The organism is Flammeovirga sp. SubArs3 (assembly GCF_947387565.1).
Lineage (GTDB): Bacteria > Bacteroidota > Bacteroidia > Cytophagales > Flammeovirgaceae > Flammeovirga > Flammeovirga agarivorans.
In genome coordinates, this window is the sequence record NZ_CANDOA010000005.1 from 412,499 (window position 1) to 435,414 (window position 22,916).

The window sequence follows — 22,916 nt, forward strand, 5'->3', positions numbered from 1 at the left end:
ATACTTAAGAGGTTCAATAGAAAGAAAATACAATTTTTTGTAACTTTAATTAGCAATTAAAACAAACTATCCTATGAACTCTAGCTCTAAAATACAGATTGAAAAAAGTGACAGTCGCTTAAAAATTACTTTTAAATGGTTTCAACCTCATGCATTTTTTCTGGTGTTCTTTTGTATAGCATGGAATAGCTTTTTGATCAATTGGTACTCTTCTGATGGAGATTTAATTTCCTATCTCTTTCCATTAGGGCATGTGGCCGCAGGTGTCAGTTTATCTTATTATACATTGTGCATTTTCATTAACAAAACGATCATTACTATAGATAATGAAAAGCTAAAGGTGAAACATTTTCCATTACCTTGGAAAGGACAAACCACAGTAGAAAAGAAAGATATTGAACAGCTATTTGTTAGAGAAAAAATCAAACATAATGATGACAGCAAAAATACAACCTACCCCTTATATGCTAAACTTAGTTCAGGTAGTACGGTTAAATTGATTTCAGGGTCAGTTATACAAAATGTTGATCAAGCTCAAGAATTAGAAAGAAAGATCGAGGCTTTCTTAAATATTGAAGATTATGCTGTACCTGGGGAGTTTGCTGCTGAGTTGAAACCCAAAATAGAAGAATTAAAACGTAATCTTCATCCAAAGATTAACCCTACAGCTATATCATTAAGTGATTTGCAAGATAACTTCGTGTTCAATTTTGGTTTAGCTTCTTGGTTAGTTTCATATACTATACAATATGATTGGGTCAATGGTAGTTCAGATAAATTACTTCAGATTGTAAATGACCTAGGTGAAAATAAATTGCTCTACGTCCAACTCCAAATGGCGGTCATTACTCCTTGGATTGAAGTGAAGATGGATCATTATCAATTTCCAGATTTTGATCGTTCGACGATGAGTACAACCCCTGATCGAATCCCCTCTGAAAACGAAGAGTATTTTATATCACAAAAGTATGAGGGAAAACTATTCCATAAAAATCAAAAAGAAGGGCATTCCGTTCGCCAACATCTTTACCTAAATAAAGCACGCACTGAAAGTATAAGAGTAGTTTGGCTATCAGATGAAAATTATAACATCTACAAAGGAGTTAAAAAGGAAACAAGAGAGTTTGATCAACTACTCCATCCAACAAAATAATATATTTGAAAAAAGGACCTCATTGAATGAAGCAGTATTGAGTCCTTTTATTTTCTTAATTTTGAGGTAGTATATATTTTATTTTAGGTGTATGTATTACATTTGTTATAAATAAAACAGTAGTTTAAATTTTTTATCAATACAATTTTTCAATTTTTTAGAATATTTTTTTTACTCCTTTTTCAACTTGTTTTCATTAAATCGTAGTAAGGCAAAGAATAAATTCACTCCTTTTTTTCAGGTATATATTGATATATGTATGCATAAGTACACTTATTAGACATCTAGATACAAATGGTATTTATAGGGCCAAATAAGTATTAATGAACACATTAGACAAAATAAAACACTGAAAATCTGCCTTATATGTAAATTTTACATTTTATGGAATCAAGGATACATCGAATAAATCATTAGGCACAATGAAGCATAGGGCATCGACCTACCTTTAGAATGTGATTTTTTCAGGCCGAGTTTATCACACACACATTTTTACAAAAACTCCTATTGCTAATTGGCTTAGTGAAATGAATGATGAAACAAATGAAAAGAATTTTTACAGTTTTTAACCTGCCAAAACTAAACTATCGTCTTTTCTATCTAATGAGTATTCTTCTATTTATAAATGTAGATACGATTGCTCAATCTAGACAGATATCGGGTAGGATTACTAGTGCAGAAGACAAATTACCATTACCAGGTGTAAACGTTCGTATTAAAGGAACGACACAAGGAACAGTATCCAATTTTGATGGAGATTATTCTCTTCTTGTAGAAGAAGGGGAAACAGTCGAATTCAGTTTTATTGGTATGGTTCCACAAGAGATTGTAGTGACTACCCAGAGCAAGATTAATGTTTCTTTAGAAGCAGATGTTCAAGTACTTGATGAAGTAGTGAAAATCGGTTATGGCGAACAGAAGAAAAAAGAAGTATCAGGAGCTGTGGCCCATGTGAAAAGTGATGCCTTCGAAGCTTATGTTTCAGGAGATGCTTCTCAAGCATTACAAGGACAAATTGCTGGTGTAAATGTAACTACCTCGGGTTCTCCGGGTGCAGATGCCGTTGTACAAATTAGAGGGGTGAGTACTGTCTCTGATGTTGCTGGAGCAACAGAACCTTTATATGTTGTTGATGGAATTCCTCAAAATGAAAATCCTCGATTGGCTCCTTCAGAGATTGAGTCGATGGATATCCTAAAAGACCTTGCATCTTGTGCTATCTATGGTACTAGGGGTGCCAATGGTGTAATATTGATTACAACTAAGAAAGGTAGTGCCGGAAAGTTGAATGTATCATTAGATGCTTCTTATGGTGTAAAAAACATCACATCGGGTATTGAGTTGATGAATACGCCTGAGCAACTCTATTTTGATATGGTAAAAGAAAGAAATAGAGGATCTAATGATTTTGATAACTCTACGAACTTACCTATTCCGAGAAACCCTGCATTCTTCCAAAACAACACCAACCTTTCTGATGTAGTTATTGTAGATAACCAACCTACTCAAAATTACAATATTGGTGTAAATGGTGGATCTAAAGGTTTAACATACAACCTTACAGGTGGATTCTATGATGATAGAGGACCGTTGATCAACTCTGGCTTCTCAAGATATAATGGTAGAGCGGGTGTTAGATATGATAGAGGAAAGTGGGATATCAACTCGTCTGTAGCTATTGGATCTGAGAAAATTGAAAGAACCAGTTCAGGGTTACTGACTCAAACAATTAAGTATGCTCCATACAAGCCTGTTTTAGACCCGAACAGTGATGCTGCATTTGTTGATGTAGGTAATGCTTCTACAACCAATAGTGTGCTAGAAACAATGAAAATGGAAGATGTTGCTTTTAGAGATCGAATGCAAGGTAATATTAGTGCAGCTTATGAAATCATCGATGGGCTAAAATTAAATTCGAACTTAGGAGTAAGCAATGTCAATGAGTTCAGATATAAGTTTAAGCCTTTTATCGAGAACTATGATGAGGACGGTATTCTTCAATCTGATCCAGCTAACTCATATGTGATCAATGAATCAGCAAGAAGAACTTCAATGTCTGCTGATGTTCGTTTGTCTTACTTAAAGAAATTTGGTAATCACAAGATTACTGGTGTATTGGGTTCATCTTTTGAAACTCATACTCGAGACAGCTTTACGGCTCAGAAAAATGGCGTTGTAGATAATTCGATCCGCGTATTAGATGGTGCTGTTTTAGCTGCATCAGCAACAAACGGTTACAATTATAAATACAATATCATTGGTACGTTAGGTCGTATTACTTACGACTATAAAAGTAAGTACATGGTATCGTTTAGTGGTAACTATAATGGTAATTCTAAGTTTGGATCAGATAAGAAATGGAAGTTCTTCCCGTCTGCTTCTGCAGCATGGAATGTTTCTGAAGAAGGTTTCTGGGACAATATGAGACATGTGGCTAACAACCTAAAAATCCGTGGTTCTCATGGTCAAGTAGGTGGACAAAGTTTTTTACCATACTCAGATCAGGCAACGATTCAAAATGGGTATGATTATCCATTTGGTTCAGGAGGGTTCCCTACTTTATACTATGGATCGGCTCAACAAAATTATGCCAATGGAAATGTTCAATGGGAAACGTCAATCCAAAATAACGTAGGTATCGATCTAGGTTTCTTTGATAATAGATTGACGATTACTTCAGATGTGTATCATACACAAAAATCAGATATGTTATTCCCTGTTCAGTTACCTCCTTCTTCTGGTGTGACTGGCCCTGATTCGAAGCTGACTATGAATATCGGTAATATGGTCAACAAAGGTTTTGAATTAGCTGCTACGGTAAAAGGTAGAAAGAAATCGCTCAACTGGAGTATCACAGGTACATTTACTAAAAATGAAAATGAAATTACCAGTTTAAATGCAGATAACTTTATATACACTACCGACCCTGGTTTAATCTCTGGAGCTGGAGCTTCTTCTAAAGTAACTGTTTTTGCAGAAGGTTATGAAGCAGGTGCATTCTTCTTATATCAAACGGATGGTGTTATCCAGACAGAAGAGCAATTAAGAGCTTACCAAGAAATTAAACCCGATGCGAGAATGGGTGACTTAGTGTATGTGGATACGAATAATGACGGTAATATCACAGACGAAGATCGAGTGTATATGGGCTCAGGATTCTCTGATTGGGAAAGTGGTCTTATCTTCAATATTTCATGGAAGGGGTTTGATTTTATGATGCATTGGTATGCAGCAATTGGTCATGAAGTAATGAACGGATCTAAAGCGATGGCTTACTCAGAAGGTAGACATAAAGATCAAGTAAATACTTGGAATAGAGCAAATCCTACTGCCGATATTCCTGCTTGGAGAGGCACAACAAAAGAACATGATAACTTTAGAGCATATACTGACTTATGGTTAGAGGATGGTTCTTATATCAGACTTAAAAACATCCAAATCGGATATACTCTACCTAACAATATTATTAAGCGTTTAGGAATGACCAACTGTAGATTTTTTGTATCTGCACAGAACCCACTCACTTTTACAAAATATGAGGGGTATGACCCTGAAGCTGCAGGTAATGGAGTTTCTTCAAGAGGCCTAGATAAAGGAAATTATCCAATCTCGGCATTGTACCTAACAGGTTTTAAGTTGAACTTCTAAACCAATTAAAATGATGAAATTGAATATTAAAGAAATAGTAAAATTCGGTTGTTATGTAGTTCTAATGGCTGCATGCATTGGCTGTAATGATTTCTTGACAGAAGATAATCCAAATGCCAAACCAAAGAAAGACTACTTTACTTCTTTATCAGAATCGGATAAAGTATTAACGGCTACTTACTCTGCCCTTTTAAATCACTATAATCTAAATATCCTCGAAGAATCTTGGCGTTCTGATTTAGGTTATCCATCGGTTTCAAGTGGTAGACCTGCCTTAAGTAGTGCTGGAGAATCTTGGTATTTTAAAACATACACAAATTCCCAAAAGGAAATCAACAAAAAATGGGAAGCTTTATACATAGGTATCTTTAGAGCCAATCAATTAATTGAAGGCTTAGAAGGTCCATTGGGAGACCAAAGAGAAAATGAATTCTGGATACTACAGATGGCAGAAGCTAGATTGTTAAGAGGTATCTTTCATTTCTGGGCCTACCAGACTTTTAATAACGGTAGAGTGATTATCAGAGATAATGTTCCTGTGGAATTAGAGGAATTCAATATCCCTGTTTCATCAAAAGAAGAAGTAAGAGCATTTATTCTTGAGGATTTTGAATATGCCTATGAAAACCTTCCAGCTACATGGGGTTCTGATGCCCAAGATGAACTTTCTGCAGGTAGAATGAATAAGGCTATTGCTACCATGTTTCTTGCCAATTTCTATTTCTTAGAAGCCCCTGCTGTTGTTGATGGAGATGGTATTGAACCAGATTATGAAAAAGCTTTGATGTATTATCAAGAGATTGTAAACAACTATAACTTCCAACTAGTAGGCGACCCTGAATTGATGTTTACTAGAGCTGGCGAGTTTAACAATGAAGCTATCTTTGAAATCATCTATGACGATAACTTAAGACCTGAGTTGGATCGTTTTGATGAGCAATCGCCAAGTAACCGTATGGCCAGATATTCTGCTCCGGGTACTATGGGTGGTCAGAGAGTGATGACTCCTACCGCTTGGTTAGCATATAAATATAAAACAGAGAATATTGATCCTCTTGATAGTAGAAATACAGTAACGATTATTGATTTAGATTCGAAAGAAGAAATTGAGACACTGAGAACTATTTCTCTTCGCTCTTCGGCAAGTGTGGCATTGGTCAACGACTTATATACCACTTACTATCGTTCTGGTATCACTCCAGCAGTTGTGCCATTTGGTAAGTATGAGTTTGCATATTTCAAGAAGTATACAAATCATGATATTGTAACAACTGAAAACAACCTTCCCAAAGGTGCTTGGTATTCGGGTAAAAATATCACTATCCATAGGTTATCAGAAGTATACTTAAATATCGCTGAATGTTATCTCCAAAAAGGGGATGTGACATCAGCATTGAAGTATATCAATGATGTAAGAGCAAAATGGGGTTTAGTACTCTTAGGTTCTTCTGTTCAGGGAGAGTATGCTGATAGAACTTACGATGAATTAGTGTATTCAGTAGATCAATTAATGGATCATTTAATGTTTACTGAAAAGCCACTTGAACTTTCGGTAGAAGGACATTCAATTCGTTGGATAGATCTTAGAAGATGGGGAAAAATTAGTGAGGCATTTAAAAGAGCCTCGGAGCAGGTTTTCTATGGTGCTAGGTTCCAGTTTATTGATCCTGCAACAGGTAATAAAGTGAACCGAAATAAGTCGGAATTATTCGAAGGTTCAGACCCGAAAGGTACTAGTATTGACTTGATTGATTGTGTAGATGCTGCCAACAATTACATTCCAGAGGTACATGATTATTATCCACTTCCTCTTGAAGAAATTATTTCAAACCCTAACCTAGGTCAATAATTACAATGAGAAAATTAAATTATATATATATCAGTATTCTTGCTTTGTTGGCCTTAGGTTGTAACAAAGACAATGATGAAGAAATCCCTGCCTTTTCAGATGTTTCTTGGTATACAGAAGCAGGAGGTTGGGCACATGTTAACCTTGCGAGAGAGGTTGGACAGTCGCTTTCTTTTATGGACTTGTCGCAAGGTGTTTATTCACATGAATGGGTACTTGATAGTGGAAACTATTATATCGAAGGTGACTTTGTAAAAGGTGATGACCTAACCAATTTTATCATTCCTGATATGGGACTTTCATCTGATGCTTACAACATCAATGTGTTGTTTATGGAAGAAGGTTTACAAGGCGTTAGATTACATAATAAGTTTTATCACCCTGTTCAATATATTGGTTACAATGGTAGTCAGGAATATGCTGATACGCTTACTTCATTTATGGATGAAGAAGGAATGTGGGTGATCGATACTACTTTTTATGTGGATGTTTATGGTGTAATTGAACCTGAAATTTCTATTGAAATGGAAGGGGAAGTTTTAGCTTATATCTATGCAGACTCAATGGTTTACCTTGAAAATGGAGAGCAGAAAGTCGTAACAGATATGGAAAATAAGGAAGCATGGCCAACATTTAATATCGAAATGGGTAGTGAATTAACATATAAGGATAACACTACTAAAGGCCGTACAGATACAAGAACTTGGACATTCCCTACTAATGCCACAGTAAACGGTTATGACAATGAGGGGAACAGTAATCTTGATCCTGAGAATGCCATCTCTGTCGAACTTGTTTTCAATGAGTTTAGTAATAGTGCAGGTGGTAGCGTTGAAGTAGAACGATCACTTGAGGTGGTAGCAAGTAAATCGAAAGTATCGCTTCCTTTTTATATTACTATCGTACCTCCAGAATTAAAAGCAGCCTTTAAAGTATACCATAGAGGAGTCGAAATTTTACATATTGATGAAGATGATATGCCCAATGAGGACAACACTACTTGGCCTACAATTGATATTGCATTGGATGATGAATTAGTCTTTGAAGATTTAACTAATGACGCTGTAGAACTTACAAGAGCTTGGAACTTTGTTAGCGGAGCAAAAGCAGGTGAAACAGGTACAGAACAAACTGAAACGAACACTTATAATACATTAGTTTCAGGAGTTCAGATTGGTAGTTTTACTGTTTCAAGAACCATCAATAAAGAAGAACAAACTTCAACGAAAGTGATTCCATTAAATATTAATGTAGCTTTAATACAAGATGGTGATACCGAAGTATTGGGTGATGTGACAACATCAGATGAGATCAGCAATACAATTTCTTTCTTCAGTAATGAAGTTTTACAGGATATCCCTTCAGAATCGATCAATGATTTTGCCATCTCAGGAAATGATTATAATGAGGTAGCCTTAAGTTTATCGATCACTTCAGTCGCTTTAAACCCTGATAATAAAAAAGAAGTGATCGTTACATTAAACGATAATGTCTATAACTCAGATCAATTACAATTGAGTTATAATGGAACAAAAATTATGTCGAGAGCTGAGGTTCCTCTAAATAGTTTTGATAAGGCGGTAGTTCCAGTAAATAATAGTACTCAAATCATCAATGAGACTTTTAAAAGCTTTGAAGAATACAAAGGGAAAGATACTGGTGGTAATGCAAAAGGTTGGATTTCATCTCATGATGGTGCTCCAAAAGATAGTCGTTATTTTTATTACCAACGTACAGATGAAAAAGCTTCTGATGGAGAATATAGTATGAAGTTCTTCGCTGATTATGATTTAGCTGACATCAGTAAAGATAAAAAAGTGGAAACTTCAGTAAATGAAGGGCATGAATTATCTGTTCCTGAAGGGGTTTACGAAGTAACAGTAGATATCTTTGTTGTGGATGGTACAATCACTTCCCCAGCTGATGAAAATCTTGAAATCAAATTAGTTGGAGATGCTACTTTAGCCTATAAGGTAGATTACAACGCTTTACCAAGAGGCGAATGGAAGACGATTACTCTTAAGAAACCATTTGGTCCTAGTAATAGCACTTCAAAATTAGTTATTCAGTTTGCTAGTGATGTATCTAGCTCTGGAAACGTACATTTCTATATTGATAATGTTTCTATGAAAGGTCTTCAAGTAAGACCATAGTACAACGATTATAATAAAATATCCCCTCTCGTTATTTTAGTAGGTCATCTATTAAAATATGAGAGGGGATATTTATTTAAAACTCAATTTTGTAAGCTAATGACGGTATGATAATTTGTGCATCATCTTTCTCCAATCTTTGAGTTTGATAGTTATACAAATAGCCATAATCATCCTTACTGCCGAGGGCATTTAGTAGTTGCAATTTCCATGTTCCCGTATGTCTTCTTTTATTAATTTTCCAATAAAATGAAATGTCTAATCGGTAAGATGGATCTTGTTTCACTGTATAAATTTTAGATTCATCATAAATGACCTCTTTATTATCCATACTCTCTTCAGTATCTAAAGGTGTGGTATATTTTCCTCCAAGAAAATTCAATCGGCCACTAAGTCCCAATACTTTGTTTTTTGATTTTCCTACTACCCATTCTTTACCATAGATCGCATTCACAACAAAACCTCTATTGTATCTTGTATTACGCTCAATTCCATCACCTCCTTTATATTTCGAATCAAAAACAGAACCGGTAAACATATAGTAAAATCCTTGGTCTAAACTTCTTGATAAAGTGATATCTACTCCCATGTTTTCACCTGTTCCTGTTCCTTCCAATTTATCTTCATATAACCATTGAGCATCAATATTAATTGCTGAGTAAGAACTATCAGGGATCACTGGAATATCATAAAGACGTTGGTAGTAGGGTTCAATACTTAGACTAATTTTTTCATTAATATTCCAATCATATGAAAAAACATAATGATGTGATTTAGATAGCGGCAAAGAGGTATTGGGTTGAGTAACTACTCCATTTTCTTCAATTTCACTAAAATACAATGGCAACGGCTCTAGTTTGGAATGTTTACCATATGCAAATCCAATAGACCTGTTTGGAGAAAGTTGATAAGATAAACTTGCCCTAGGCTCAAACGTTAACTCATCGTTGAAGTTTACATATTGGCTATGGATACCTACATTTAATTTTAAACGAGAAGTTAAATCAAATTGAGACTGTGAGAAAAACTGATAGGTATTAATCGTACTCTCTTCATCTAAGTAAGTATATAACGGATCTTTAAATTCTGGAGAGAATGCCAAACGAGAATTGTAATGCAATTGATTTACAATTACTCCCGTACGGTTAAAGTGAGAGGCATTAAATTTATGTTGTAATACCGTTGAAGCTGTCCATTTATTATTTTTAATACTTAAGTCAGCCGTTGGAAAAGCGTCTAACTGGAAATCATAACGCTCTTCTTCGTACCTCTTGTACTCTTGTGATGCTACAATAGATGTTTTTAAGAAGGTTTTATTGCTAAAAGAATAATTATGTGTTACACCTAGAATTCCGGTTCTAAATGTACCTAAGTCTGAGTAACTGTCATATTCAGAAATCCATTCTGTAGTATCGGTATTAGCCCTAGAATCAATACCATCTATTAAACCTAAACCCCAGATAGAAAATACACCTGCTTTTTGGGTCGGAACATTAATTTTAAAACTAAGGTCTTGATAAGTTGGGATACCATTATCTTCGGGTAAGATAGGCTTTATTAGTGCTAAGGTAGAATATCTATAATTGAAGAGATATGACGCATTACTATTTTTCGAAAATGGACCTTCAGAAGATATATCCAAACCTAATGTTCCCAACTGAACGGCATGTTCGGCTGTTTCATTATTTCCGTTTCGGAATTGCATATCAAAAACACCAGACATCGCATTCCCATATTCGGCAGGGAAGGCTCCCGTTAAGAAATCAGAATCCCCTAGCATTAGTCCACTTAAGGCAGATATAGCACCCCCTCCAAAAGAACCAAGGCCTCCAAAATGGTTAGGATTAGGAATTTCTACTCCTTCTAATCTCCATAAAACACCTTTAGGAGCATTTCCTCTAATAACCACTCCATTATCATCTAAATTTCCAGTAGTAACACCGGCAAAAGAGGCCACTACCCTAGCGGGATCATCAAAAACAGCTAGTCTTTCTGTTTGTTCTACTGTAAAAGATTGACCACTTACACTGACCATTTCATTTAAAGTTTTACCATTGCCTTCTGAAGCCCGAATCACCACTTCTTCCATCTGAGTGATACTCTCCTTTAATGGAATCATAAGGACTAATTCCTTAGCAGAATTCAGCATCAAATTATTCACCATTGCAGGCTCATACCCCATCAACGTTACTTTTACATTCTGTCTACCTACCGGAACACCTTCCAATCTGAAGTTACCTTGATCATCTGCCACAATACCTAAAGGTGCTTCCAAAGAAGTAACAATTATGGTAGCAAAAGGCAGAGGAGCTTTAGAGGTAGCATCGACAATCTGACCTCTGATGACTTGAGTGAGTTCTTGCGAAAAGACAGTTATTGCTAATAGTAAGCATAGCATAGAGCAAATAGTTTTTTTCATCATTTGAGTAATTGTTTTGAGAGCTTTTTATTTTGTTTACATGTTGATGACACCAACAGAATGATTTACCCCTATCCGATGACGAAAAAAAAATTATTCTCCCTTTTGAAGTGCTATATCAGCTACTATTCAAATAGAAATACAAAAAACAATTGTGATGAAACGAAGTAACGTCTATCCACTTGGTTACTTAATAATTATTATATCCACATGTTTACTCCTTAAAATAATACATTGTTACTTTGTGTGATATTTACAAAAATCTGTTATCAACATTTCGCTTATAATGAAGACCATAAAAATGATAAGTAAGCTGATAAAGCTCTACTACAATAGAAATGATCAATCCTTCATTTCTATGAAACTATAAATTTGCAATACAAATATATATTTACATTTATTCACTTCTTAATTGTTAGAGGTAGCTATTGACTATCAATGGATTAATAAAATCAGGTTTTGAGGATGTAAATTATGTTATTCTGTGGTATAATTTTCGTTGTTGAGACCACGGATAAGCATTTTTACCTAACAACAAACAAGCTTGTCTAACTTTTTAAGCAGGTTAATATTCTTTACGAAAGTATCAAATGAACTTCAAGTGTAACTATTTAATACTATGCAGTATAGTATTTAGTTTCTTTGCCCCAGTTCATGCCCAATTTCCTTCTGACGGACATACTGAAAATGATCCGAGAAAGGTAGTAGATGTGAAAAATGCATCATATTATGGGTATGTGGGTGACGAAGAAATTCGCGACATCGCCATTGGATCAGATGGCTCAATTTATTTAATCGGTAAAACTTCTAGTGATACAAATATCGCTAGTAGTGGTGCACATCAAGAGTCAATTAATGGTGAGGCCAATACCGGATTATCAGATGCATTCCTTGTAAAAATGGATGAAAAAGGCACAACCCGCCTTTGGAGTACCTATTATGGTAATGCAGATGCAGATGAAGGCAACGCTATTGCGTTACATAACGATGATGTCTACATCGTGGGTACAAAGTCAGACCAAGCATTTTTGGCTAAGTTTTCTTCCAAAGGGGCACTCATTTGGGAAAAAACCTTTGGCACCGCCACCACAAGTAATGGTATTGATATTAGCATTACGAATACTCAAATATTTGTGATGGGGCATTATTTCGGAGGGAGTACAAATAATGCATTTGTCACATCCTTTGACTTCAATGGCCAACTTATTAAGGAACAAACCATCGAAGGTGATGTACAGTTCTTATCTAATATGACTACGGATAATACCAACGTATATATCACAGGGTATTTATATGATGATACTAAATTCCCTTCTTCTTCTGGGCAGATAACATTGAGTAGTGATGGATTTGTAGCTAAAGTAAATAACAACAATACCTTCGAATGGGCGCGTAATTTTTCTACAAGTTTTAAAGACGAACCTATCCAGATTGAGTATAACAGCAACCAACTTTATGTAGCTGGGCAAACCAAAAAGAGTATCTCTATTGTTAAGATTGACCAGTTTTCAGGAAATGAAAATAAAACACTAGTTGATAATTATGGAGGATCAAAAGTAGAAACAGTTCAAGGACTTACTATAGATTCAAAAGGTAATATTTTCATTACCGGAATTACAGAAAGTGACAACTTGATTTCTTCATCATCAAATGTGATTTATCAAGATAAATTTGGAGGTGAAAAAGATGTCTATGTTACAAAATTCAACTCTAATGGATCAGTGAATTGGGCCACATACTTCGGACATACAGCTACCGATGAAGGTCTCTGCATCGCATTAAACTCAAAAGATGCTATTTATACTGCAGGGATGGCAAGTAGCCATGAAAATATAGCTACTGATGATGCTTACGATAGAGATTATAATGGTGCAAGAGATGGTTTTTTCTCCGAATTTCATGATTTATACATCACAAAAGATCCTAAAAAACAGAAAGTAGGCTACGGGGAGACTGCACAATTTACTGCAAAGGCAGAAGGTTCAATCATTAATAATGACATCGAATACCAATGGTACTATAAACCCAAAGGAGATAATAGTTGGTCAAAAGTAACTACATCAGCTAATGCGAACAGTACTACATTAGAGATCCTCAACTGTGATGAATCCCATGCAGGATTTTATAAATGTGTGGCGTATAGTGAAACTGTGGGGCAAGTGGTACATACTTATCAAGCAGAACTAGAGGTGATTACTATTACTGTATCAGACGGAAATTTCTGTCTTGATGGAACCTCAACTCTCACTACAGTAGATTTCTCTGGTAACCCTGACGTTACTGATGTCACCTACACATGGACCGCTACGCCTAGTGCTACTGCAGGATTACCTGCAAACACAAATTCATCGAGTATTGAAGTACACCCAACGTATGCCGGTGAGTATACTTATTCTGTAGTCGTAGATTATACCGAAAATGGAGAGGTAAGTCAATTGGCCGTATCTGCAGACTTAACGGTATTACCTATTCCGCATGTTGATGCTACCAACTTAAAAACGGCCTTCTGTTCCAATGAAGAAACAAACATTGTATTGGAAACGGTCTTCCAATACGATATCAATGATGACGACCCAAACAACCGTCAAGACAATAATAATTGGAAAAATGATCCGACAAGAGTAATCAACTATACATGGACCGTTAATGATAATGCTAATGTCATTGGTTATGAAAATGGCAATATCAATGGTACTACAAACAGTACCGTTAATGCTATCAAACAAGTATTAATTAATACATCAAAAACTGACCAAAAAGTAACTTACAATATAGGGGTTTCCTTAACGGATGGTTGCCCAACAGATCCGCCGGTGGATATTATAGTCTATGCTTCTCCAGAAGTAGACGCCGGAGAAGATCTTACGCTTTGTGAAGGAGATGAAAAAGTACTTCTTACAGGGTTTACACCATCAGATGGCGTTTGGAGTGGAGACGGAATTGTTCAGAATGGGAATGATTATTATTTCGATCCTCAAATGACAGGTACCGGAGAATATACATTAACACTAACCGCTACAGATGCCAATGCTTGTACCAATTCAGATACAAGAAAAGTGACGATCAATCCACTGCCCACTTTTACTGCTCAGGCCGTAGCTCCACAAATTTGTTCTGAAGACAACAGTGAAATAACATTAGAAGCCATCAATTCACCTAACATTACGTATCGTTGGATTGTAAAAGACATTACTAATGTTGCTGGTGCTACAGATGGAGAAGCTACAGTCACAGATGGGTTATATACGATTCAGCAAAAGCTAACCAACAGTAGTTATGTAATGGGTAGTGTCACTTATGAAATTACACCTATATCAGATGGTTGTGAAGGTCTACCTAAAGAAGTGACAATTGAAGTAAACCCCACTCCTACATTAGCACCAATTGATGCTATTGAATTGTGTTCTGATATTGAAGAAAGTATTTCATTAACTGGTGATGTAGCGAATACTACTTTCTATTGGGAAGTGATTGAAAACAATGGAAACTTAGTGGTTTCTGATGGCTCTTCTACCACCTTATGGAAATTAAAAATTGAGAATAAGACCTACCAAACACAGGTAGTAAAATATAGAGTATATGCTGAATATAATGGCTGTTTGGGTGATGAACAAGAAGTTGTCGTTACTGTACAACCACATGTTGATTTTACTATTAATAATCAATTACCCGAATTTTGTTCAGGTGAAAATGCTTCAGTAGATGTAAGTTCTGATATCATCAACGCTCCAATCTATTATTCATGGAAAGTGACGAACCAAAGTCCAAGTTTTACCATGTCACAATACGATGGTTCTATAATAGCGAATGATGGTAATAGTACTGCCCTATTTCAAGAATCAATTATCAATAACACCAATCAAGATCAAACGGTGATTGTAGAAGTCACTTCTTCAGCAAACAACTGTGATGGTGAAAAACATAATTTCTCTGTGGTAGTCCATCCTACTCCAGTGGCTGAAATTATTACAACCGGAAGTCCGATAGAAATTTGTGGTGATGCCAACTTCCTTTTAGAAGCGAATAATGATCACTCCTTATCAGGAACGACTTACCAATGGTTATTAGATGATGTAGAAATAACTGGAGCTATAAATCCAACCTATACTGCTACGACTGCAGGTCGATATACCATTCAAGTTTCCTACAAAGGTTGTACATCTACTTCTGATTATTTTGAAATTATTCAAGCCTCAGATGTTCAAGCAGTCATTACTCCATTAGCTAAAAATGAATTTTGCTATGATGAAGATATCAATGTCATCATCAGTTCTCAGAATACTGCCGATGATTACATTTGGTACAAAGACAATGTAGAAATCGCTAGAGGTAGTAATGAAATTACAGCTACTGAAGCTGGAGTATATAAGCTCATTACTATTGATGGTGGAGGGTGTACTTCTATACCTGACGAAGTAACCCTAACAATCTTACCAAAACCAACAGTAATCATTTCAGCAGACGAAAGTGTTTTTTGTATTGGAGACGTGATTTCTACCAATTTCACTGCAAGTACATCAGGAGAAGCAGGATCTTTCCAATGGCTAAAAGAAGATGATATCAGCAAGAAGTTTGTTGACATTCCTGGTGAAACAAATGCGAACTATAACGGCACAGAAATAGGCAATTATCAGCTTAGATTTACGACAACTGAAGGATGTATTGTCTATTCTAATATTTTATCGATTTCACACCACCCTGTAGTTATTGCGGATGCTGGCGATGATCAAACGGTTTGTCAGGAAAGTACTATTAGTATTGGGTCTACAGGGATTGCAAATTACACTTATACATGGAAAGCGTTAACGGCAAATGCTCCAAACTTATCTGATATAAGTAGTGCCAATCCAACGGTATTACCCACATTAACGACTATGGCGGATACTTATGAATATGAAGTAACTGTCACAGATGTGAATACTGGTTGTCAAAATACAGATCGTGTTGAAGTAGTTGTTGCTCCATTACCAATCGTTTCTATAGATTTTTCAAATAAGGTAGTTTGGTGTGGAAATGAAGATATCAATACTGAATTAACAGCAAATATTAGTAATCTTAGCGATCTAGTTGATGTCGAATATTTATGGACTGACGAAAAAGGGACCTTATTAGGAACAGATGAAACAATAACGGTGACGAGCGTTGGCGAATATCAATTAGAAGTGAAAACTAATAATGACTGTATCGCTTCTACTAAAATTACTGTCACCCAATATGATGAGCAAGCACCAGTAGTCTTGATCGATGATGTACAAGTAGAAGTTAAAGAGATCTGTGATGGTGAAAGTGTTGTTCTAAAAGTGACTCCTTATGACAATAACTTAACCTATACTTGGGTCGACGAAAATGATGATCCTGTTGGTAACGGAGAAACAATCAATGTAAGCAAAGCAGGTAGTTATAAAGTAAATGTCACTATTGGTGAAGGCTGTAATGAGACCTCTGATGCTGTCGATATCATTATCAAAGAACTTCCGGTGGCTACTATTTCAACTACAAATGCGACCGATTACTGTTTGGGAGAACCTATTAATGTTTTAATCAATGCCAATGAAACAGACATGGATACTTACCAATGGTATAAAGATGGTGTTATTATCAATGGCGCGAATGATAAAGTATTAATTGCCACAGCTGCTGGAAGTTATACTTTAATCGTAACAAAAGAGGGTTGTACATCGAAAGTAACTGATCCAATAGTAATTAAGGAACACAACTACCCAACGGCAACAATTGCTGCAGATCAATTATCATTCTGTGATGGGCAAGAGATCTCTGCTTTACTTACTGCAGAATCTGATATTGCGGTAGCATACCAATGGCAAAAGGAAGATAACTCTGGGAATTTTCAAGATATCACAGGGGCAACTTCTAAAACATATACAGCAAAAACAGTTGGGCAATATAAGGTCGTGGTTACCTCAATAAATGGGTGTCAGACAGGATCCGAAGCTAAAGAAGTAAAACAAATTGATCTTCCATCGGTAGCTATAACTATTACCCATGGTGCTCCTGTTATCTGTGAAAATGATTTTGCAGAACTTTCTCTTCCACAAGATCCAAGCTTTATCTACACTTGGTTTAAAGATGGTATAGAAATCCAAGGTGAAAACGAATACAGACTAGTGGTAACAACATCCGGAAATTATCATGCGAAAGTAGAACAATCTACAGGCAACGGTAATGTGAGCTGTGAAGCAGAAACAGACGTTGTGGAAATTACTGTACAGCCTTTACCTACTTTGGTCATTACAGATCCTGGAAACATCTGTCAGTTTTCATCAAAGACCATGGTCGTTACAAGAAACCCTGATGATATTAGTGAAGGAGATATTGTATTAGAAGAGTGGTCTGGAACAGATATCACCACAGAAGGTATCTTTACCCCTTCTCAAGGAAATACAACCTATACGCTTACTTATAAATATCAATTCAAATACAATGGGGCAATATCTTCTTGCGAACAAACAGCAAGTATTGATGTATTTGTAGATGAACTACCTCAATTAGATCTATCTACAGTACCTACTAACTTTTGTAATACAGATTCAGATATCAATCTAGATCAATATGGTCCATTTACATCATCAGATGGACTTGGTCAATGGTCAGGAAAAGGGGTTTCGGGAAATATTTTCAACCCTTCTAAAGCTGTTCTTGAGAATGGCGGTGCAGTGGGTATTATTGAATTAACTTATACTTTTATTAGTGATACAGGTTGTGAAAGTAAAGCTTCGATTCAAGTCAATATCAACAATCCAGAAGATGTAACTGCAGGTCTTGAGCAAGAAATGTGTATCGGTGATGAAACCCTAGTAATGCAAGGTGCTGCTCCTTCTGGAGGTATTTGGAGTGTAGAAACTGCAGGTGCTACCATAGAAGCTGATGGTACTTTTAAACCTGAAACCTCAGGTGAATTCACTGTAGTTTATACTGTAGGAAGCGGTAGTTGTAGAGTAGAAGACAAAAAAGTAATTACTGTACATGAGATGCCTGTGATTGATGCAGGAAACAATATTGAAGTCTGCCTCAATGACCCTGCCTTTGATCTTAGAGCAAAAACATCAGCAATTTATATTGATGGTAATGAAGAAGAATGGAGTGGACAAGGAATCGTTGATGATGAGAATATCATTTTTGACCCTGAAAGTGTTGGCGTTGGAAATTATGAAATCACTTTTACGTCAAAGAACCCTACTACAGGTTGTACAACAATAGACCAAGTATGGGTAAGAGTAACTCCATTGGCTACACCTGATTTCACTTTGGCTACTGATGCTGCCTACTGTGTCAATACAGAAGCAGTCTTTATCAATAATACGCCTGATGTTCCAGGGCATACAGTTTCTTACCGTTGGGATTTTGGAGATGGTAGCGGATCTACTGAAAAAGATGGTTATCATACGTTTACCTCTGTTACAGAGACTATTGATGTAACGTTGTATGCTATTACGGATAAGGGGTGTGAAACATCCATTACGAAAACGATCCAAATAGTAGAATCTCCTGCTGCTTTATTCACTATGACTTATGATCCTAGTGGATGTACTCCATTGGATGTAGTATTTGATAATCAATCTGAAGGATATGCCATGAACTACCGTTGGGATTTTGGGAATGGTATTATCTCATCCGATGAGCATCCTTCACCTATTACCTACATCAATGAAGGTTTGAACGATACGACTTATTATGTTACACTGACAGTCAATAATATTTGCGGTACTTCAGTGTTTACGGATTCTATTAAGGTGAAAGCTTTGCCTATCGTTGACTTTATCGTCTCGAAGGATACAATTTGTGCTGATGAGGTAGCAGAAATGTACAACTTCACTCAAGGTATTGCCACTAAATATGAATGGAACTTTGGTGATGGAACCCCTATTTTCACTACCACAGAAAAAGGGCTAATAGAGCATGCCTACACCAATGAATCTTCAGAATTTATCACTAGAACTATTTCATTAACGGCCTTTAGTGATTGTGGATCAACTGTAATGAGTAAAAACGTTGTGGTGAAGCCAAAAGAACTTCATGCATTATTTAATGTCACCCCTCAAAGTGGCTGCGAAGGCACTGCTGTTAACATCACAAGTAATCAACTATTAGGACAGAATAAGATCGTTTGGGATATGGGAGATGGTACTATTATAGAAGATAGTATCGCATTACAGTATGTATATGAAGAGGCAGGCAATTATACCATCACCATGTCTATTAATAACGGTTGTCATTCTGATAACTTTGCACAAAATGTAGACATTAAAACTTCTCCTGAAGTAGATTTTGAAATGATAGATGCCATTTGTATTACTGAAGGATTACAAGTTACCAATACTTCAAATAGTAGTTATACATACTATTGGGATTTTGGAGATGGAGAAACATACAATGGATATACTCCTCCAGTAAAATTCTACAGTACAACCGGACCATTTACAGTTAGCCTTACAGCTACAGATCCAGTAATAGGTTGTTCGAGAACAATAAGTAAAGAAGTAGAAATTTATGCGATCCCAACAGCATCTTTTGATGTCCCTGATCAGATATGTGGCGGGGAAGAAACTACGCTAACTTCTACCTCTGAAAATGTCATTTCTTATCTATGGGAATTTGAAGACGGTCAGATATTTACTTCGGCTTCTGTCACTACAGAGATTACTTATTCTCAAAATGTTACACTTACAGTCACTAACGAGAACAATTGTCAGGATCAAAACACTCAATTTGTGATTGTTACGGGCACACCAATTCCTGAAGATGCCCTCCCTGATTCATTGAATATTTGTATTTCAGGGTCGGAGCAAGTGTGTGTGGATCCAATTATTGGGGCTACTGTTTATTGGACTAAAGATGGAAACCGCCTTACTGAAGACAATGAACTTTGTGTCACTGCAGATGAAGCAGGTGATTATGTTTTAGTGGCCATTGATGAAAACACTGGGTGTACTTTTACAGATACTCTAAAAGTCAACAAATATCAACTTCACTTACCACAAGATGGTGTCTTCTGTGATACTGATGATAGTAATGTCATCTGCCCTGAATTTGATATTGAATTACCGAATAAATCAGATTTCAGTTATCAGTGGACCAATAGAAATACTGGTGAACAAGTCACTTCAGAATGTCTTCCAACTGTTGGAATGTCTGTTGGTCTACAAAGTTGGGATCTAACAGTTGTAGATGATAAAGGGTGTACCTTATCGGGAAATACAGAATTCTATATTGTAAAAGAACTCGTAGCCAATGTAGAAGATAAAGAACTTTGTGATGATGGAGAGCCGGTATATCTGATTGCTCAGGATCTTAGTCATTACGATTGGGCTACTTACAGATGGTGGTCTATTTCAGATCCTTCTACAATTATTGGTACTGATGGTACTTTGCTAATTGAAAAAAATGGTCGTTATGTTGCTGAAATTACCGATACTAGATCTGGTTGTGTAGTTTTAGATACAGCTAGAGTAACGGTATATCCAACTCCGGAATTTTCAATTATTGGATATGATGGCCCACTGTGTAATTCTATGGATACTCTAATGGTCGATAACACCAACATTAGTGGACTAAAAGTAGAATGGTCTGGTGATTCGTTTATTGGAGACCCTAATGGTTTATCCATTGTTGTTAACCAAGCTGGCGTTTACTACGCCACAGTCACAGACTTAAATAATCCTCTTTTATGTTCTAGAACAGAGATGATCAACGTTGAGGTATATCCTGTTCCACAATTGAACCTAAAAGATACCACTGTCTGTTCTGTAGATCTTCCTGCTGAACTTATCGCAGAGGATCCTGAACATGAACCTGGAGTGCAATATAGATGGTACAATATTGATGATCCATCAACAGTATTAAGTACTGATGGAATATACTATGCTGAAAGAGCGGGTGTATATGCTGTAGAAGCCTTTAATGAAAATTCAGGTTGTAGTAATTTTGATACTGCCAGAGTTCAAGTAGACCATACACCTACATTCAAAATTTTAGGCTACGATGCACCAACTTGTGATGAAACAGTTAGACTTTACCTCAATAAAACACCTTCAGATTCTGTACAAGTGATTTGGTACAAAGACAATATCGAATGGGTTGTAGATCAATATGAAGTAACAGTCTATGAAAGCGGAGCATATCGAGTAACGATGACCAATATTACAAAGCCAACACAATGTGCTTCTGAACAGATCATCAACATTTGGTTAAATGAGAAACCAACAGTTACCGTTAATGATATCGAGACTTGTCAGGATGCAGAAGATGCACTTCTTCGTGCTTCTATTAATATCGTAGACGAGCAAAATAGATACGAATACCAATGGTATAATATCTATCAACCCGATGATGTATTATTTAACGGTATTACATTCCCTGTAAGTGAAACAGGAGATTATTTTGTTCATGTTATCGATACCAAATCTGGCTGTCTTGTGGCGTCAGATACTGCTACTGCCATCTTAAATGCATTACCTACATTTAGTATTGGAGGTTACGATGGTCCAATCTGTGCCAACAGTACTATTTTAAGTATTGAGGACAGAAGTTTAGAGGGCATACGTTCAGAGTGGTTCTTAGAAGACGAACTTATTGCAAAGAATATCCAAAGTTATCAAACAGATCGAAGCGGACTTTATCAGATTATTCTAACAGATACAACGAAAGAGACGAATTGTACATACCAACAAGAAGTTCAAGTAGTACTGAATGATTTCCCTGATTTAAGTATTAATGGTAATGTGGACACTCTTCAAGTCTGTAAAGGAGAAACCTTTGAGTTATTCTATCAGTCTGATAGAACCGTGGATGTTGAATGGAGTACCGGAGAAACAACTGCGTTAATTCAACCAGAAGCTACAGTTAGTCAATGGTATTCTATTGTGGCGACTGACAAGAATGGGTGTCAAAGTGAAGCCAGTATTTATGTCAATGTTCAAGAAGTAGTTATTGAGCTTCCTGAGACGGCATTAATCTGTGCCAATGGAGATGATACTGAAATTGCTGTTGACCCTGGCTACAAAACCTACAGTTGGGAAAATGAACTGGGTACAGTGGTTTCACAATCCAATATCCTTTCTACAAATATCACTGGGACTTATACTTTATATGTAAGTAATGAATTAGGTTGTTCTGTTGAAAAGTCAATCACGCTTAACGGTGTGGATGACCTTACTTTAGAAGCAACTAATTACCCAACTATTTGTGATGATGATGAGTCCGCTACCATTCAAGTAACCGAAGGGTTTAAGTATTATTTCTGGGAAGGTTCTAGTGTTTCAACAGGACCGACTTATGAAGCTTATGAGCTAGGTACTTATGAGGTTGTAGCAGTGACAGAAGCAGGTTGTGAGTATGTATTACAAATAGATGTCACTAACTGCTGTGGACCTGAAATAGATATGTTGGAGTCTGATAAAGGCAAAACTATTGTCTTTACCCCTCACTCTACCCCTGGGGAAAACGACTTGTTCAAATTAGAATATAAATATGTAGATAGTTTCGAGATGAGAATTTATTCTCGTTGGGGTAATGAAGTATTCTACACAACCAATCCAGAAGATGCTTGGGATGGTAAATTCTCTGGAAAACCTGCTCCATCTGATATCTATCAAGTAATTATCAATTACACTGGATGTTTTGAGGGTGGCGTCAAACAAGAACAAGAAGTCATTCAACTTTACCTAGCAGATTAAC

6 protein-coding genes are annotated in these 22,916 nt (G+C 36.3%); 5 read left to right on the plus strand and 1 reads right to left on the minus strand.

The window, feature by feature from the left end; translation table 11 throughout:
• Window positions 1–73 precede the first annotated feature (73 nt).
• From QL232_RS16385 to QL232_RS16400, 4 genes are all read left to right on the plus strand, one after another.
• A complete protein-coding gene (locus QL232_RS16385) occupies window positions 74–1,153 on the plus strand; it encodes a hypothetical protein (RefSeq protein ID WP_281614938.1) in 1,080 nt (359 codons plus the stop codon).
• 543 nt (window positions 1,154–1,696) lie between these two features.
• Window positions 1,697–4,801, plus strand: coding sequence for a TonB-dependent receptor (locus QL232_RS16390; protein WP_281614939.1), 3,105 nt, complete (start codon window positions 1,697–1,699; stop codon window positions 4,799–4,801).
• Window positions 4,802–4,811: 10 nt separating this feature from the next.
• On the plus strand, window positions 4,812–6,650 hold the full coding sequence (locus tag QL232_RS16395; RefSeq protein WP_281614940.1) for a RagB/SusD family nutrient uptake outer membrane protein: 1,839 nt from the start codon (window positions 4,812–4,814) through the stop codon (window positions 6,648–6,650).
• 5 nt (window positions 6,651–6,655) lie between these two features.
• Complete coding sequence (locus QL232_RS16400) at window positions 6,656–8,803, plus strand: hypothetical protein (protein WP_281614941.1); 2,148 nt, start codon at window positions 6,656–6,658, stop codon at window positions 8,801–8,803.
• Between the two features lie 76 nt (window positions 8,804–8,879).
• On the opposite strand, the gene QL232_RS16405 is transcribed toward QL232_RS16400, so the two are convergent.
• Entirely contained in the window at window positions 8,880–11,225 is a 2,346-nt protein-coding gene (locus QL232_RS16405; protein ID WP_281614942.1) for a carboxypeptidase-like regulatory domain-containing protein, read from the minus strand.
• Between the two features lie 587 nt (window positions 11,226–11,812).
• Here QL232_RS16405 and QL232_RS16410 point away from each other — a divergent pair.
• Entirely contained in the window at window positions 11,813–22,915 is an 11,103-nt protein-coding gene (locus QL232_RS16410; RefSeq protein WP_281614943.1) for a PKD domain-containing protein, read from the plus strand.
• Window position 22,916 lies beyond the last annotated feature (1 nt).

Coding starts and splice junctions, on each gene's coding strand:
- QL232_RS16385 (WP_281614938.1), top strand. CDS start 74: ATGAACTCTAGCTCTAAAATACAGATTGAAAAAAGTGACAGTCGCTTA.
- QL232_RS16390 (WP_281614939.1), top strand. CDS start 1,697: ATGAAAAGAATTTTTACAGTTTTTAACCTGCCAAAACTAAACTATCGT.
- QL232_RS16395 (WP_281614940.1), top strand. CDS start 4,812: ATGATGAAATTGAATATTAAAGAAATAGTAAAATTCGGTTGTTATGTA.
- QL232_RS16400 (WP_281614941.1), top strand. CDS start 6,656: ATGAGAAAATTAAATTATATATATATCAGTATTCTTGCTTTGTTGGCC.
- QL232_RS16405 (WP_281614942.1), bottom strand. CDS start 11,225: ATGATGAAAAAAACTATTTGCTCTATGCTATGCTTACTATTAGCAATA.
- QL232_RS16410 (WP_281614943.1), top strand. CDS start 11,813: ATGAACTTCAAGTGTAACTATTTAATACTATGCAGTATAGTATTTAGT.